Below are 12537 nucleotides of genomic sequence, written 5' to 3'. Positions count from 1 at the left end.
CGGAAGTTTTTTGGGGAAGTTGGCGTTTTTTGGTTTTTATGGTAACGACATACCATCTGATAAAGAGCTTATTGGCGTTTGCTGCGAATAAAGATCATGGCAATCGCTGTCGTAAGTATGCCCATAATCAGGGCACCGATTAGCCCCTGCACTACATAGTTTTTGAAATTGAAGGTTGCTTCTGCCTCGGCGGTTGTTGCATAAAAGCCCAATTCAACCGAACGGTTAATCACATTCGGGAAATATTCGGGTGTAATGAAGTAGGTCGTAACCCATTGCGTGATCGGACTGAGCAACGAAATAAAAATGGATAGGATGACACCGGAAGTCAGGCCCTGTCGGTAACTCATTTGTCCTTTATAGAAATTGTGCTTTTTGTCTTTCAACGCCAAAACCATAACAATGATGGCTGGAATGGCAAATAGGTTGGTCAGGTACAGGTGGTAGTCGATGTATTTGTCGTGCAAGCCACTCAAGTTTTCCAGGGTCATCCATAGCAATACTACTACCGAAAAGACGATTGCCCATTTTAGTTCAATTTTTAGGTTTTTCATGGGATTAGAAGGTTGTTGAAATCACGTTGACTGGATAAAAATATTGTTACTCGATTGAATATAAGATAAAACGATCGATTTTTTAATCCAAACTGCCTGTTTATGTCACCTGCGCAATCCAATCAACGAGTTTGAGGCATATGTCTCTTTTGGGCTATGCGTTGCGCAGTAAAATTCATCGAAAAAAGGCCGGAACCAGCGTATCTAATAGCCAACGCATCGCAGCCACTTGAGTATAATAAACGCAGTTTTTATCCTACTAGAACTGGTGTTTTGTTATCTTTAGATCCGAAACCGAATGAGTTGGTTTCAAATGGTTATGTGTAAAATAACCCGGAATTCACTAAATCCTAGCTAGGAAAATAGTTTTATTAAATTTAGAAATTCCGGTTACATTTGGGCTCGTAAGGTGAGCTAGTAGAACAACAAAAAATCGCTTCTTCTCTTTCTGCTTTAGTTTCACTCATCACGGCACAGGCAGAGAAAATTGAGCATTTGCATCAGCATAAAAAGGCATTGATGCAGGGGTTGTTTCCGGAAATTGTAATTAATTAACGTTATCATGATAACTGAAGAAAAAGTAAAGGAACTACTAGTAGATATGGAAAGTGATTTGATAGAAAGAACCATTTCTGTTAAGGAAAGCAAATTGGGCCCGGCGGTTTGTGCATTGTCCAATGATTTTCCAAATCACAGAAAAACGGGCTACATTTTATTGGGAGTTCATGACGATGGTAGGCTAGCGGGAATGACTTGGCCAGATAAGGAATTGCAGGCTATAGGAAATGTAAAGACAAATGGTAACGTGCTTCCCCAGCCTTCAATGGTAGTAAGTTCAGTTTTCCAATTTCCGGAAGGAGAAGTAGTAGTGATTCAAGTCACCCCTTCTTTCTATCCACCTGTACGCTACGACGGCAGATGCTGGATTCGAATAGGTCCCAGAAGGGATAAGGCTACCATAGAGGAAGAAAAAATATTGATTGAAAGAAGGGCTTCCTATGCAAGGACCTATGATCTGGTTCCTGCATTGGGAGCAAGATTAGATGATTTAGCCCTTGAATATTTTAAGTCAACGTATCTGCCTGCCGCTATAGATAAAGACACTTTAAAGGAAAATGGAAGAACCTTAGAGCAACAATTAGCATCCCTACGTTTTTTTGACAACAAAGAGCAATGTCCGACAAATGCTGGTATTTTGATATTTGGGATTAATCCTGAATTCTACTTGCCGGGTGCTTACATACAATATGTAAAATTCAATGGTGAACAAATGAACAGTGATGTAGCGTATGAAAAGAAGTTTTCTGGGGCATTGATTACTGAACTGAACTCGATGGATGATTTTATCAAAAACATTATAATCAAGGAAAGGCCAGTGAAAATTGATTCCCTGAAAGAAAATAGTATCCGCAACTATCCCTTTTGGGCACTTAGAGAACTTCTAATGAATGCCATTATGCATAGAAATTACGAGTCAAATTCACCAATTTACATTTATGAATTTTCAAATCGTATTGAAATTATAAATCCGGGGGGCTTATTTGGCGATGTGAATGCCCAAAATTTCCCTAATGCCAGTGATTATAGAAACGTTGTGCTTGCCGAAGCTTTAAAAATATTGGGCTATGTAAACAGGTTTAACTACGGGGTAAAGCGAGCAATCGATGATCTTAGCAAAAATGGTAATGGACAACCTGATTTTGATTTAAGCCTTAGCACCAAATTCAAAGTTTCCATACCCATTAACAAAAACTGGTAATATGAAATCAATAATATTCTTCAACAACAAAGGAGGAGTTGGAAAGACAACCACCGTATATCACGTTGCATGGATGCTTTCTGAGTTAGGAATTAAAACTATAGCTATTGATTTAGATCCTCAGTCAAATTTGACTTCCATGTTTCTGAGTTCAGAACGGTTAGAGGAAGTTTATGAAAATAATCTTCCTATCACTGTTTTAGACTCCATTAATCCGGTATTATCAGGTGACCCGTTCTATCCTGTCCATATTGAGGAGATAAATGAATACCTTGGTTTAATTATGGGTAATCTTTCGTTATCAACATTTGAGGATAGCCTGAGTGATGCTTGGCTAAAATGCCTAAACAGAGATATTTATTCATTTAGACTAACCAGCCTATTCAACACCATTATTCAAGATGCAACAGCCCAATTTAATGCGGAGTATGTTTTAATAGATGTTGGACCTAATTTGGGTGCAATAAATCGAGCGGTGACCATCAGCTCTGATTTTATTGTGATGCCTGTGGCATCAGACCTATTCTCTCTGCAAGGCATCAAAAATTTGGGAATTACCTTGAGTACTTGGAAAAAGCAGTGGGATCAACGAAGGGAGTTGAAGCCGGAGAATATATCCTTCCAAATACCCATTAATCTATCAGTTCCTATTGGTTATATCGTCATGCAATATTCCGCTAAAGAAAGTAGGCCTGTAAAGTCTTACCTTAAATGGGCAAATAGAATACCGTCCGTTTTTGCAGAATATGTTTTAAATAAGGACGTGGCAATTGCCTCGGTCGAAGAAGATGATTATTGTATTGCATTGTTGAAGCACTATAGAAGTCTAGCGCCAATGTCCATGGAGTCTCAAAAACCTATTTTTTTGCTAAAGCCCGCAGATGGTGCAATAGGCGCGCATGTTTATGCAGTGCAGAAAAGTTTTCAGGAGTTTGAGTCATTGACTAGGAATATTCTGGATAAATGCCAATAATTATTAATAAGCTCTCATGACACATAAAGACCCACAGCCATTAGGTATAACCCTTTGGGATATAGCGGAGAACTTTCAAGGATCAACGCCTCCGGATGATTTTCATAATTATATGCTTTCCTTTTTATTCCTGGGGTATTTGTCGCACAACTATGATGAAGCAGCAAAGAAAGAGCTGGGGGAGGAACATCCTGTGTTAGATACAAATGATTACCGAACGCCTTTAGCAGCATAGTATGTTTATTGGATTACCCCACCAGGGTACCGTTTTCTACCAGCCGATCCACCCCCAAGAGGGACACGGCTGAACCGGGCCCTAACGCGCCCAATACAAGGCACTCGCTAAGCACGGTTGCAATTTGTTTTGGTGGAAAATTGACCACGGCGATTACCTGTCTGCCCACCAACTCTCGTGGGTGGTACATCTCAGTGATCTGTGCCGAAGATTTTTTGATGCCATAGGGTCCAAAATCAATCTGTAGTCTATAAGCAGGATTTCTGGCCTCCGGAAAATCCTCAGCGGATAGCACCGTTCCAACGCGCATCTCAACACGCTCGAACTCCTCCCACTGCAGGGGCAGGTCATTTTTCATCATCAACTTGTTTTTGTCCTCACTCTCTTCCAACTATGGTTACATCCTGGCGCGTCTATCGATTCGTGCCTCAGGCCAGTTCTGTCAAGAGAAAGTCCTGAATGTACCTATTGCAAGCCACAGCCGCAACCACTATGTGTAAACCCGCGAATATGTTCGTGCCAAGGAAAGGCTTCCTGGAAAAGCCCGTTTTCCCAGTAAAAGGCCCCACGTTCCTTGGGTTCGTTTCCGATTTCGTCCATGGTAGTGGCATCGTACAGCCTGCCGTTAACCATGGTGTGGGTGATGGATTCAGAGTGCCGAATATCCTCTAGGGGATTTTGATCCAACACGATAAGATCTGCCAATTTACCCGCTTTTAGGGATCCAATATCTTCTCCCATGCCAATGTACCGGGCGGCGTATATGGTGGCTGTTTTCAGCGCTTCGTGGTTACTCATACCACCTTGTGCCAAGCTCCAGAGTTCCCAGTGTGCTCCTAGCCCTTGCAATTGTCCGTGGGCTCCCAAATTAACCTTTACCCCTTTTTCAGCGAGTTTGGTTACCGATTGGGAGGTGAGGATGTGGCTGTTTTCGTACTCTTCGTCAGGAACCATGGTACGGTGGCGGGAGCGAGCATCTACAGTGCCCCTTGGTGTGAATTGCAGCAGTTTTTCGTTTTCCCACACATTGGTTTTCTGATACCAATAACGTTCTGCATTTATCCCTCCATAATTGACAATCAGGGTAGGAGTATAGCCGACCTCCGTCTGACTCCAGAGCTCCAGTACGTCCTTATAGACGGGTGCGATTGGGATATTGTGTTCGATCCCCGTGTGGCCGTCGATGACCATGGTCATATTGTGAAAGAAGGTGGAGCCACCTTCCGGAACTACATTCACGCCCAACTCCCGCGCCGCTTGCAGTACCTGCTGCCGTTGATCTCTTCGGGGTTGGTTGTAGGATTTGACGGCAGTAGCGCCAAAGGCCTTGGTTCGCCGTATGGACGAGCGGGCATCCTCGAGCTTGTTGATCACCGCTTTGAAGTCTCCATCGGCACCGTATAAAATAAAACCAGTGCTAAAGATTCTTGGCCCTACCAAGGCACCACTTTTTACCATTTCCGATAGGGTAAATACGGTCTCGGTATTGGCAGAAGGGTCGTGGGAGGTGGTAACTCCAAATGCCAAGTTGGCATACAGTTGCCAGTTTCGCTGCACCGTCAGTCCATCCCGAAAGGCTCCCACATGGGCATGTGCATCCACCATACCGGGCATGATGGTCTTTCCGCGCATATCGTAGCTTATCGCATCAGCGGGTACCTTTACCAACGAGCTTGGGCCCACGGCCAGGATCTGATTGCCTTCTACCAACAGGGTCCCGTTTTCAATGATTTCGTCCCCTTCCATGGTGATGATGCGTGCGCCTTCGAAAGCTATCTTTCCTTTCGGACGGTCTACATCAGCCTTAAGTCCGATAGGGATCCCTGCTCCTTCTTGTGCTTGTTTGGTGTTTTCCGAAGATAAGAAATCAAAACTCTCAGACAGCTTGTTCGAATAATAGCGGTCTCCCATCGTCCAAAACACCGTTTGGCTATCTTTGGACCAGTGTAGGTTGATCCCCGCATCGTTGGTCAATTGCGCAACGGGGACGGATTTGGTCTGATTGTCCAAGTCTATGGGTTGTCCATTCATTACCAGTGGTGCCACATAGGCTTTATGCAAATGGATAAAGGCTACCCATTTATTGTCTGGGCTGGGTACCAGACGGTTGCCGTAGCTGGATCGGATGTGGGTCCGCTCGTCGTGGCCATGGAGGTTCACACTCTTCAGCTCCTTGGTGATGCTTCCAAAAAAGGTGCCTCCGGTTTGGTAAAATATCCGCTTACCGTCTGCGGTAAATTGGGGGTTAGCTCCCTCGCGGGTAATTAGGCGCGGTTCGGAGCCATCTGCCGCCATGACGTAGAGACCGGGATTTTTGGAAAACGTTCTTCCCTGATCCAGGTTTCCAGGTTCTTTGCGGTACACAATCTGCCTTCCATCCGGCGAGTAAGCCGGGGTTCGATAGATGCCTTTCTCGGCAGTGAGACGGGTGACTCGACCGTCGTTGCGCTGGATCTCAGAAATGGTGCCTTTATCCAGATCGTTCCAAGTCACAAACAATACCTTGTTCCCGTCCGGGGAAAAGTGCGGTTCTGATTCAAAGTCACTGCCGGAAGTCAGTCGTTTGGGTTTTCCGTTGGGAAGCTGTTTGGTCCAGATATATCCGAGGGCTGTAAAAGCCAAGGTCTTGCCATCGGGGGAGGTTACCGCATGTTTTATCATTTTGGCATCAAATTCGCCCCGCTCGATGGGGTGGGTATGGTATACCCTTTCGGCTACCTGTATTTTGGCATCTACGGAAAAAGGGATGATGGAATGTGCCAACGTTTGGGTGTTGATGCGTTGCAATTTACCTTTTGCCCATACCACAATGTCTCTGCTATCGGGCATCCAGCTAAATCCGGGATATACGCCAAAAATGGCCCAGGCCGTTTGCTGATCTTTATTTAGATCATCAAATACTGGCCATTCCTCACCGGTTTCCAAGTCGTGAAGGTAAAGAACCGTTTTTGTTCGCACGCGCTTGATGAAAGCGAGTTTGCTACCATCCGGTGACACCTGTGGTCTGGCAGCTCCTCCCGGACCTCCGGTCAGGGTGATGGTTTCCCCAGTTTCGAAATCATACCGTTTGATGACATAGATCTGGTTATTCGGGTCCCGGTTGTATTCGAAAGCCCCGCCCGGAGCCATGTCTTCGCTGAAATATAGGTACTTGCCATCAGCCGACACGCTCGGCTCATTCACGTCCTGCTGGTCATTTTTGCGTTTGGTCAGCTGCAAGCCCGGTCCACCTGTGATGTGGTATTGCCACATTTCACCGGCCCCCAGGGAACGACCCGAAGTAAAATGCTTGCGGGCCACCAAGTAATTGCCGTCGGGCATCCAAGTTGCATTGTTGAGTAGGCGAAAAGTCTCCTTTGTTACCTGTTTGGCTTCGCTACCGTCTTTTTTCATTATCCAAATATTGTCTCCACCTCCTGCATCGGAGGTGAAGGATATCCACTCTCCGTCGAAGCTAAATCGAGGTTGTATTTCAAAGGGCAACCCGGTACGCAGTGGAGTGGCCTTCCCGCCCGTGATCGGCAAGGAATAGATATCACCCATCAGATCAAAGACAATGGTCTTTCCATCGGGGCTTACGTCCAAGTTCATCCAAGTACCCTCATCAGTGGTAAAGGTGATGTCTTTGAAATTCCAATCTCCCGGAGGATTGGCAACGTCCCATTCTTCGCTTTCCTGCGCCCAGACTGGGAATAGGGTCAAAAAACAAAAGAAGACTAACGGATAGCTAAAGGTATGCATCATCAATATTTTTGGGTTAACAGGACAAAGATAAGGGTTCTGGATTTTGGTCAAAGAAAGTCCGTTTTCCAGGTTCTGAGATACCCCGCCCGATCGTCCTTATTTTGAGATTGGCGGGAAAGCCACTCCATGGTTTCTTATCAGGTATTCTCCGGATTTAAAAAGGTCTTTCGTCGGGTACCCTCATACAATTCGAAATGCAGCAGGCGGCAATCCAACGTTCCATTGTAAAAGGGGATTTTACGTTTAGGCTTTAGCCCTATTTTTTTTCCCAACTCCATGTTGCCGGTAAAAACCAAACCGGCATAACCCCCGCAACGCTGTTTGAGAAAATCCCCGATGCGTTTGTAGGTTCCTTCCAGTTCCTCCATTTCACCCAAGCGCTGTCCGTACTCCGGGTTTAGAAATACGGCACCTTTTCCTCCCTCGGGTATACTGGTATCGGCAAAGTCACCGGTTTCAAACGTGATAAGTTCCTCTACGCCGGCTGTTTCTGCATTCATGCGGGATGCCGTTATGGCCCGCTCGCTGATGTCGGAAGCAATGATGGTTACCGGAACTTCTTTGATTTTCAGATAAAGCTGTTTCTTGAGTTGTCGATAGGTTTTTTCGTCGTAGCCCAGTAGGTGCTGAAAGGCATAATGATCTCTATAAATTCCGGGAAACCTATCCGTAGCGATAAGTAGGGCTTCGATAGCCACTGTTCCGGCACCGCACATGGGATTGATAAAGGGGGATTGACGATCCCATCCCGAGGCCATGATCGTGGCGGCTGCGAGTGCTTCCATCATCGGCGCTTTTCCGGGTACCATCCTATACCCGTGTTTTACCAAGGTTTCACCCGATGTGTTTAGGTAGATAGAGGCGTGATTGTTTTTCCAAAAAAGCTGGATTACCGCACCTTTGAAGTCGGAACCGGTATCTGGCCGTACATCAAATTTTTCCCGAAATCGGTCCACAATGGCATCTTTGACCGTCACGTTGGCAAAAAGGGGATTGTCCACTGTTTCGTGTTCGACGGTACTGCTTACGGAGAAGTAGCCGTCTCTGGCCAAGTAGTTTTCCCAAGGCATGGATTTTACCTTGCCGTATAGGTCTTTGATATGGTGTAGCGGAAAATCTATTAGGTTGAAAAGAACGTTGCTGGCAGTGCGTAGGTGCATATTGAGAATCATGCAGTCCAACAGACTGCCGGTCAACGTGACCCGTGTTCGGTAGGTTTCGGTGGGGGTGTAGCCCAATGCGATAATTTCCTGCTCCAGGTAGGGGGAAAACCGGTCGAAGCAGGTGACAACGATGATTCCTTTTCGTTCAAAATCTAACATGGGGCCAAATATACGTCGTTTATTTGAGATGCCTCCCTATTTTTGCCACCGCTTCGGCATGCTCCTGCGGATTGTTAACGTTTGTCAATAGGCCTCCGTCCGGCAGTTCCAGCCAGGCCACCTCCATGGATACTAATGCCTTGGCAGGAGAAAAATTACCTTGATTGAATTCGTTTTGTAGCCGCCGGTAGGAGCTCGGTTCATAAATGGTACAGAGGGGTTCCGGACATCCGGAATTCTTTTCACGGAATGCGGTAGCTTGTTTTTTGGGATCTCTACCGGCTACCAAGTATTTTAGCAATGCAATAGACAAGAAAGGCAGGTCGCAGGCCACCACCAGCCAGGCACAATCGGCACGGTGTGCAATAGCAGATAAAATAGCGCCCATGGGACCGCAGTCTGGATAATGATCCGTAATCGCTTTGCCGGGATCCCGGATCTGAGTGGTTTGGGTTTGATTGCAAGACAGGTATACGTCTAGGCAGAGTGGTTTTAGCAGGTTTAAAAGGTGCTCGCGTTGGGGAGTTTTTCCTTGATAGCAAAGGAGGCTTTTGTCTGTACCCATGCGCGAACTTTTGCCTCCTATCAACACCAATCCGTTGAGGCTATTCGCTACGCCTGAAGTCACTCTTACCCCCGGTTTTTTCCATTAATTTAAGCTCCCGTATGAGGATATCGTGCGAAAAGCCCTTGCACATATCGTAAATAGTCAAGGCCGCTACGGATGCGCCGGTCATGGCTTCCATCTCCACACCCGTTTTTCCCGTAAGTGCGGCGGTGCAGCGGATCTGAATGCTGGTTTCCGAAATCGGATCGATTTCAATCCGGATTTTTTCCAAGGCCAGCGGATGGCAGAGAGGGATGAGATCCGAGGTTTTCTTGGCGCCCATGGTTCCTGCAATGATAGCTGTTTGAAATACCGGACCTTTTTTCGTGACGATATCCTTTTCCTCCAGTAGCCGACGCATAATATCGTGGCCTAGCACCACCTCGCAGGTAGCAGTGGCGCTGCGTTTAGTCGTCGTTTTGGCTCCTACGTCTACCATGGTGGGATTTCCGGTCTGTTGGTCCAGGTGCGTAAAGTCTTTTTCTGGAAGTTCCATGGTTATGCGGGGTTTCGTTGAAGTCTTTTTAAGGTTGCGATAATATGATCGGTGGCGGTTGCTATGTCCGTTTCGGTAGTACTTCTTCCTAGTCCAAAACGGACACTGGCTTTGCCTCTTGCTTCGGAGACACCCATTGCCAGGAGCACATGGGAAGCGCGTTCGGTGATACTGCTGCATGCAGATCCAGAGCTAACGGCAATTTTTCGGTTCAACGCGATGAGCCATTCCTTGCCCTCGACCCCATCAAAGGATAGGTTGGTGACATGAGGAAGTCGGTTGTCGCGATTTCCATTTACCCGGGTTCCGGGCAGTTGCAGGAGAGTGGATTCGAGCATGTCGCGCAGGCTACCTAAGCGACGCGATTCGCTTTCAATGAGCCGTCCGGCTACTTGGCAGGCCCTGCCCAAACCCACTATCCCGGGGACATTCAGCGTGCCACTTCGCATGCCTCGTTCGTGTCCTCCTCCGGTCAACAAAGGCTCCAGCGCAACGAGTGGTTTTCGTTTTCGCACATAGAGGGCACCCACACCTTTGGGACCGTAAAATTTATGGGCAGAGAGCGCCAGCAAGTCTATCGGCATATCTGCAACATTTATAGGGATTTTCCCAACCGCCTGTACTGCATCGCTCATCAAAAGAACGCCTTTCTTCCGGGTCAATTCCCCTATCTCCCGGAGAGGTTGCAAGACACCGGTTTCGTTGTTGGCAGCCATCACCACCAGAAGTGCGGTCTTTTCGGTAAGCGCTGCGGCCACATCCGCCACATCGACCAGACCATCCGGCTTTACGGGTAGGTAAGTGGCACGAAAGCCTACACGCTCCATCGCTCGGACCGTATCGAGTACAGCGGAATGTTCTGTGGCTACAGTGACTATGTGGTCTTTTTCAGCGGGTTTTTCTTTTGCCATCATGACGCCACGGATCCCCAAATTAATGGCTTCCGTGGCACCACTGGTAAAGATGATTTCCGTAGGTTTTGCACCGATGAGCTGGGCTGTCTGTTCCCTGGCTTGCTCTACAGCATCGTCGGCCAGCCAGCCATAGGGGTGGTGTATGCTAGACGCGTTTCCAAACTGCTCCCCAAAAAACGGCAGCATGGCCTCCAATACTTCTGGGTCACAAGGGGTCGTGGCATTATGGTCCAGGTAGATCGGAAGCCGCATGGGTTATCGGGTCATCGATTCTGCCATCTGAATGGCACTGTAGGCATTTACTACCCCACCGGTACGGCTTAGCGCACCAAACGTTACCACTTCATCAGCACCAGGCTTGTTGACTTTCGTGGTACGTTCGTCGTGAACCGTGCTTTTCAGAATCTGGCGTACCTGATCGGGCTTCAACTCAGGGTAATAGGCCAACAGCAGAGCGGCCACACCGGCCACGGTGGGAGCAGCCATACTGGTTCCGCTGTTGTTTTTATACTCGCCTCCGGGCATGGTGGAGTAAATGTCTACGCCTGGAGCAAAGAAGTCTACTCCAGTACTGCTAAAATTGGTAAAGCTGGCGGGCAGGTCCTCGTTAGCCTGCCAGGAGGAGGCTCCGATTTCCAGCCAGTTAGACGCCTCGCCTTTCTTTTCGTAGAATCGATTGGGGTAGTTATTGGTAGGAGTGGTCTCTTTGGAACTGTTTCCGGCCGCATGGATAAGGACTACCCCTTTGCGCTCAGCGTATTTTACCGCCTTGTCAACAGCTTTTTTGCCGGGTGAGTAGGATTTTCCGAAGCTCATATTGATGATGTGGGCCCCATTATCTACCGCGTAATAAATGGAATTGGCGATGTCCTTGTCCCGTTCGTCGCCGTTGGGTACTGCTCGGATGGGCATGATCAACACGTGTTCGGCAATACCCTGAATGCCCAGGTCATTGTTGCGGTCGGCAGCGATGATACCTGCCACGTGGGTGCCGTGACTGGAGTCCGGACCGGTGGGGTCATTGTTACCATAACTCCGGTCCTTGTAGTCTTCCGGGTCATCTCCCACGATATCTCTGGGGTTAAACTCCGGGTTATAGGCGTATTTGACTTGTGTTTCAAAATGCTCTTTTGCCTCAGCCAGTTCGGAAATCACCTCGTTTACACTCATGTCGCTGTCCCGAATGTTGTTGAATACCTGGCTTAACATGCCCACGGCACTCTTCACCTTGGTATCTTCGGTATCTATCTGTGCCAGTTCATCTGCGCCAAAGTCATCCGCGTCCAAATGCTCCTTTACAATGTCGGCGGCCTGAATGAACATGTTTTCCATATTTTGAAAAAAGTTATAGTTCATTTCTGCTTCGGATCTGTCGGATTCGAAGTTTTTTTCGATGCGCTGCCAGTAGGCAAACTCTTTTCGCTGTTTCTTTTTGACGTCTTCTTCGGTTAGTCCACCGTATATTGCCTTCAATCTAACATATTCCCGGGTGAGTTCGTGGGAATCTTCGGCGATATGGGAGCCGTCCTTTCCTCCTATAAAGTTCCATCCGTGTACATCATCCACGTAACCGTTTTTGTCATCGTCGATGCCGTTGCCGGGTATTTCGCCCTGATTTACCCAAATCTTACCCTGTAAATCTTCGTGTGCTATGTCCACGCCGGAATCTATCACAGCTACGATCACCGTTTGCTTGGGCTGTTTGTCCTTCAGCAGTTCGTGGGCCTTTTGGGCACCGGTCCCTATGACGCCGTCATCTGCGGGATCCATCAAAAACCAATCTTTAGGTGCTTTTAGGCTATCTATTAAGAGGTGTGACGCCTCAAAATGGGCGTCGTAATATCCATAGGCCTGGCTAAATGTCAGGCTCAAAGCCATAAAAATAATCGACAATACTTTACGCATAGAAGTTGTAGTTAATTGATACATCGGA

The 12537-nt window shown here is 47.3% G+C and carries 11 protein-coding genes; 3 read left to right on the top strand and 8 right to left on the bottom strand.

Translation table 11 applies throughout. The features are described 5' to 3' along the window. Positions 1-68 precede the first annotated feature (68 nt). Entirely contained in the window at positions 69-554 is a 486-nt protein-coding gene (locus JJU34_RS07815; protein WP_228691780.1) for a DUF4199 domain-containing protein, read from the bottom strand. Positions 555-1116: 562 nt separating this feature from the next. Between JJU34_RS07815 and JJU34_RS07810 the strand changes: the two genes are divergently transcribed. Genes JJU34_RS07810 through JJU34_RS07800 form a run of 3 tightly spaced genes read left to right on the top strand, consistent with a single transcriptional unit; the run spans position 1117 to position 3521 of the window. After that, on the top strand, positions 1117-2313 hold the full coding sequence (locus JJU34_RS07810; protein WP_228691779.1) for an ATP-binding protein: 1197 nt from the start codon (positions 1117-1119) through the stop codon (positions 2311-2313). Between the two features lies 1 nt (position 2314). Next, a complete protein-coding gene (locus JJU34_RS07805; protein WP_228691778.1) occupies positions 2315-3286 on the top strand; it encodes an AAA family ATPase in 972 nt (323 codons plus the stop codon). A gap of 16 nt (positions 3287-3302) precedes the next feature. Next, entirely contained in the window at positions 3303-3521 is a 219-nt protein-coding gene (locus JJU34_RS07800) for a type I restriction-modification system subunit M N-terminal domain-containing protein (RefSeq protein WP_228691777.1), read from the top strand. A gap of 13 nt (positions 3522-3534) precedes the next feature. Here JJU34_RS07800 and JJU34_RS07795 read toward each other — a convergent pair whose 3' ends face one another. The 7 genes from JJU34_RS07795 to JJU34_RS07765 form a co-directional block, all read right to left on the bottom strand. After that, a complete protein-coding gene (locus tag JJU34_RS07795; protein WP_228691849.1) occupies positions 3535-3879 on the bottom strand; it encodes a tRNA-binding protein in 345 nt (114 codons plus the stop codon). 107 nt (positions 3880-3986) lie between these two features. After that, positions 3987-7265 carry an amidohydrolase family protein gene (locus tag JJU34_RS07790; RefSeq protein WP_366512683.1) on the bottom strand — a complete coding sequence of 1093 codons (3279 nt, stop codon included), beginning with the start codon at positions 7263-7265 and terminating at the stop codon, positions 3987-3989. 137 nt (positions 7266-7402) lie between these two features. Beyond that, positions 7403-8587 carry a class I SAM-dependent RNA methyltransferase gene (locus JJU34_RS07785; protein ID WP_228691776.1) on the bottom strand — a complete coding sequence of 395 codons (1185 nt, stop codon included), beginning with the start codon at positions 8585-8587 and terminating at the stop codon, positions 7403-7405. 19 nt (positions 8588-8606) lie between these two features. Continuing rightward, positions 8607-9215 carry an NTP transferase domain-containing protein gene (locus JJU34_RS07780; RefSeq protein ID WP_228691775.1) on the bottom strand — a complete coding sequence of 203 codons (609 nt, stop codon included), beginning with the start codon at positions 9213-9215 and terminating at the stop codon, positions 8607-8609. After that, a complete protein-coding gene (gene moaC / locus JJU34_RS07775; RefSeq protein ID WP_228691774.1) occupies positions 9193-9690 on the bottom strand; it encodes a cyclic pyranopterin monophosphate synthase MoaC in 498 nt (165 codons plus the stop codon). The genes JJU34_RS07780 and moaC overlap by 23 nt, the downstream gene beginning before the upstream one ends. A 2-nt stretch (positions 9691-9692) precedes the next feature. Next, complete coding sequence (locus JJU34_RS07770) at positions 9693-10856, bottom strand: cysteine desulfurase family protein (RefSeq protein ID WP_228691773.1); 1164 nt, start codon at positions 10854-10856, stop codon at positions 9693-9695. Positions 10857-10859: 3 nt separating this feature from the next. After that, the gene (locus tag JJU34_RS07765) at positions 10860-12509 is read right to left on the bottom strand and encodes a S8 family peptidase (protein WP_228691772.1); all 1650 of its coding nucleotides are present in this window, start codon (positions 12507-12509) and stop codon (positions 10860-10862) included. Between the last annotated feature and the right edge of the window lie 28 nt (positions 12510-12537).

Origin of the sequence: Lunatimonas sp. (assembly GCF_020832325.1) — a bacterium.
GTDB lineage: Bacteria > Bacteroidota > Bacteroidia > Cytophagales > Cyclobacteriaceae > Lunatimonas.
The sequence above is the reverse complement of the archived record's forward strand: the minus strand, read 5'-3'. Positions and strand labels throughout refer to the sequence as shown.

Coding starts and splice junctions, on each gene's coding strand:
- JJU34_RS07800 (WP_228691777.1), top strand. CDS start 3,303: ATGACACATAAAGACCCACAGCCATTAGGTATAACCCTTTGGGATATA.
- JJU34_RS07765 (WP_228691772.1), bottom strand. CDS start 12,509: ATGCGTAAAGTATTGTCGATTATTTTTATGGCTTTGAGCCTGACATTT.
- JJU34_RS07805 (WP_228691778.1), top strand. CDS start 2,315: ATGAAATCAATAATATTCTTCAACAACAAAGGAGGAGTTGGAAAGACA.
- JJU34_RS07785 (WP_228691776.1), bottom strand. CDS start 8,587: ATGTTAGATTTTGAACGAAAAGGAATCATCGTTGTCACCTGCTTCGAC.
- moaC (WP_228691774.1), bottom strand. CDS start 9,690: ATGGAACTTCCAGAAAAAGACTTTACGCACCTGGACCAACAGACCGGA.
- JJU34_RS07795 (WP_228691849.1), bottom strand. CDS start 3,879: ATGAAAAATGACCTGCCCCTGCAGTGGGAGGAGTTCGAGCGTGTTGAG.
- JJU34_RS07810 (WP_228691779.1), top strand. CDS start 1,117: ATGATAACTGAAGAAAAAGTAAAGGAACTACTAGTAGATATGGAAAGT.
- JJU34_RS07790 (WP_366512683.1), bottom strand. CDS start 7,265: ATGATGCATACCTTTAGCTATCCGTTAGTCTTCTTTTGTTTTTTGACC.
- JJU34_RS07770 (WP_228691773.1), bottom strand. CDS start 10,856: ATGCGGCTTCCGATCTACCTGGACCATAATGCCACGACCCCTTGTGAC.
- JJU34_RS07815 (WP_228691780.1), bottom strand. CDS start 554: ATGAAAAACCTAAAAATTGAACTAAAATGGGCAATCGTCTTTTCGGTA.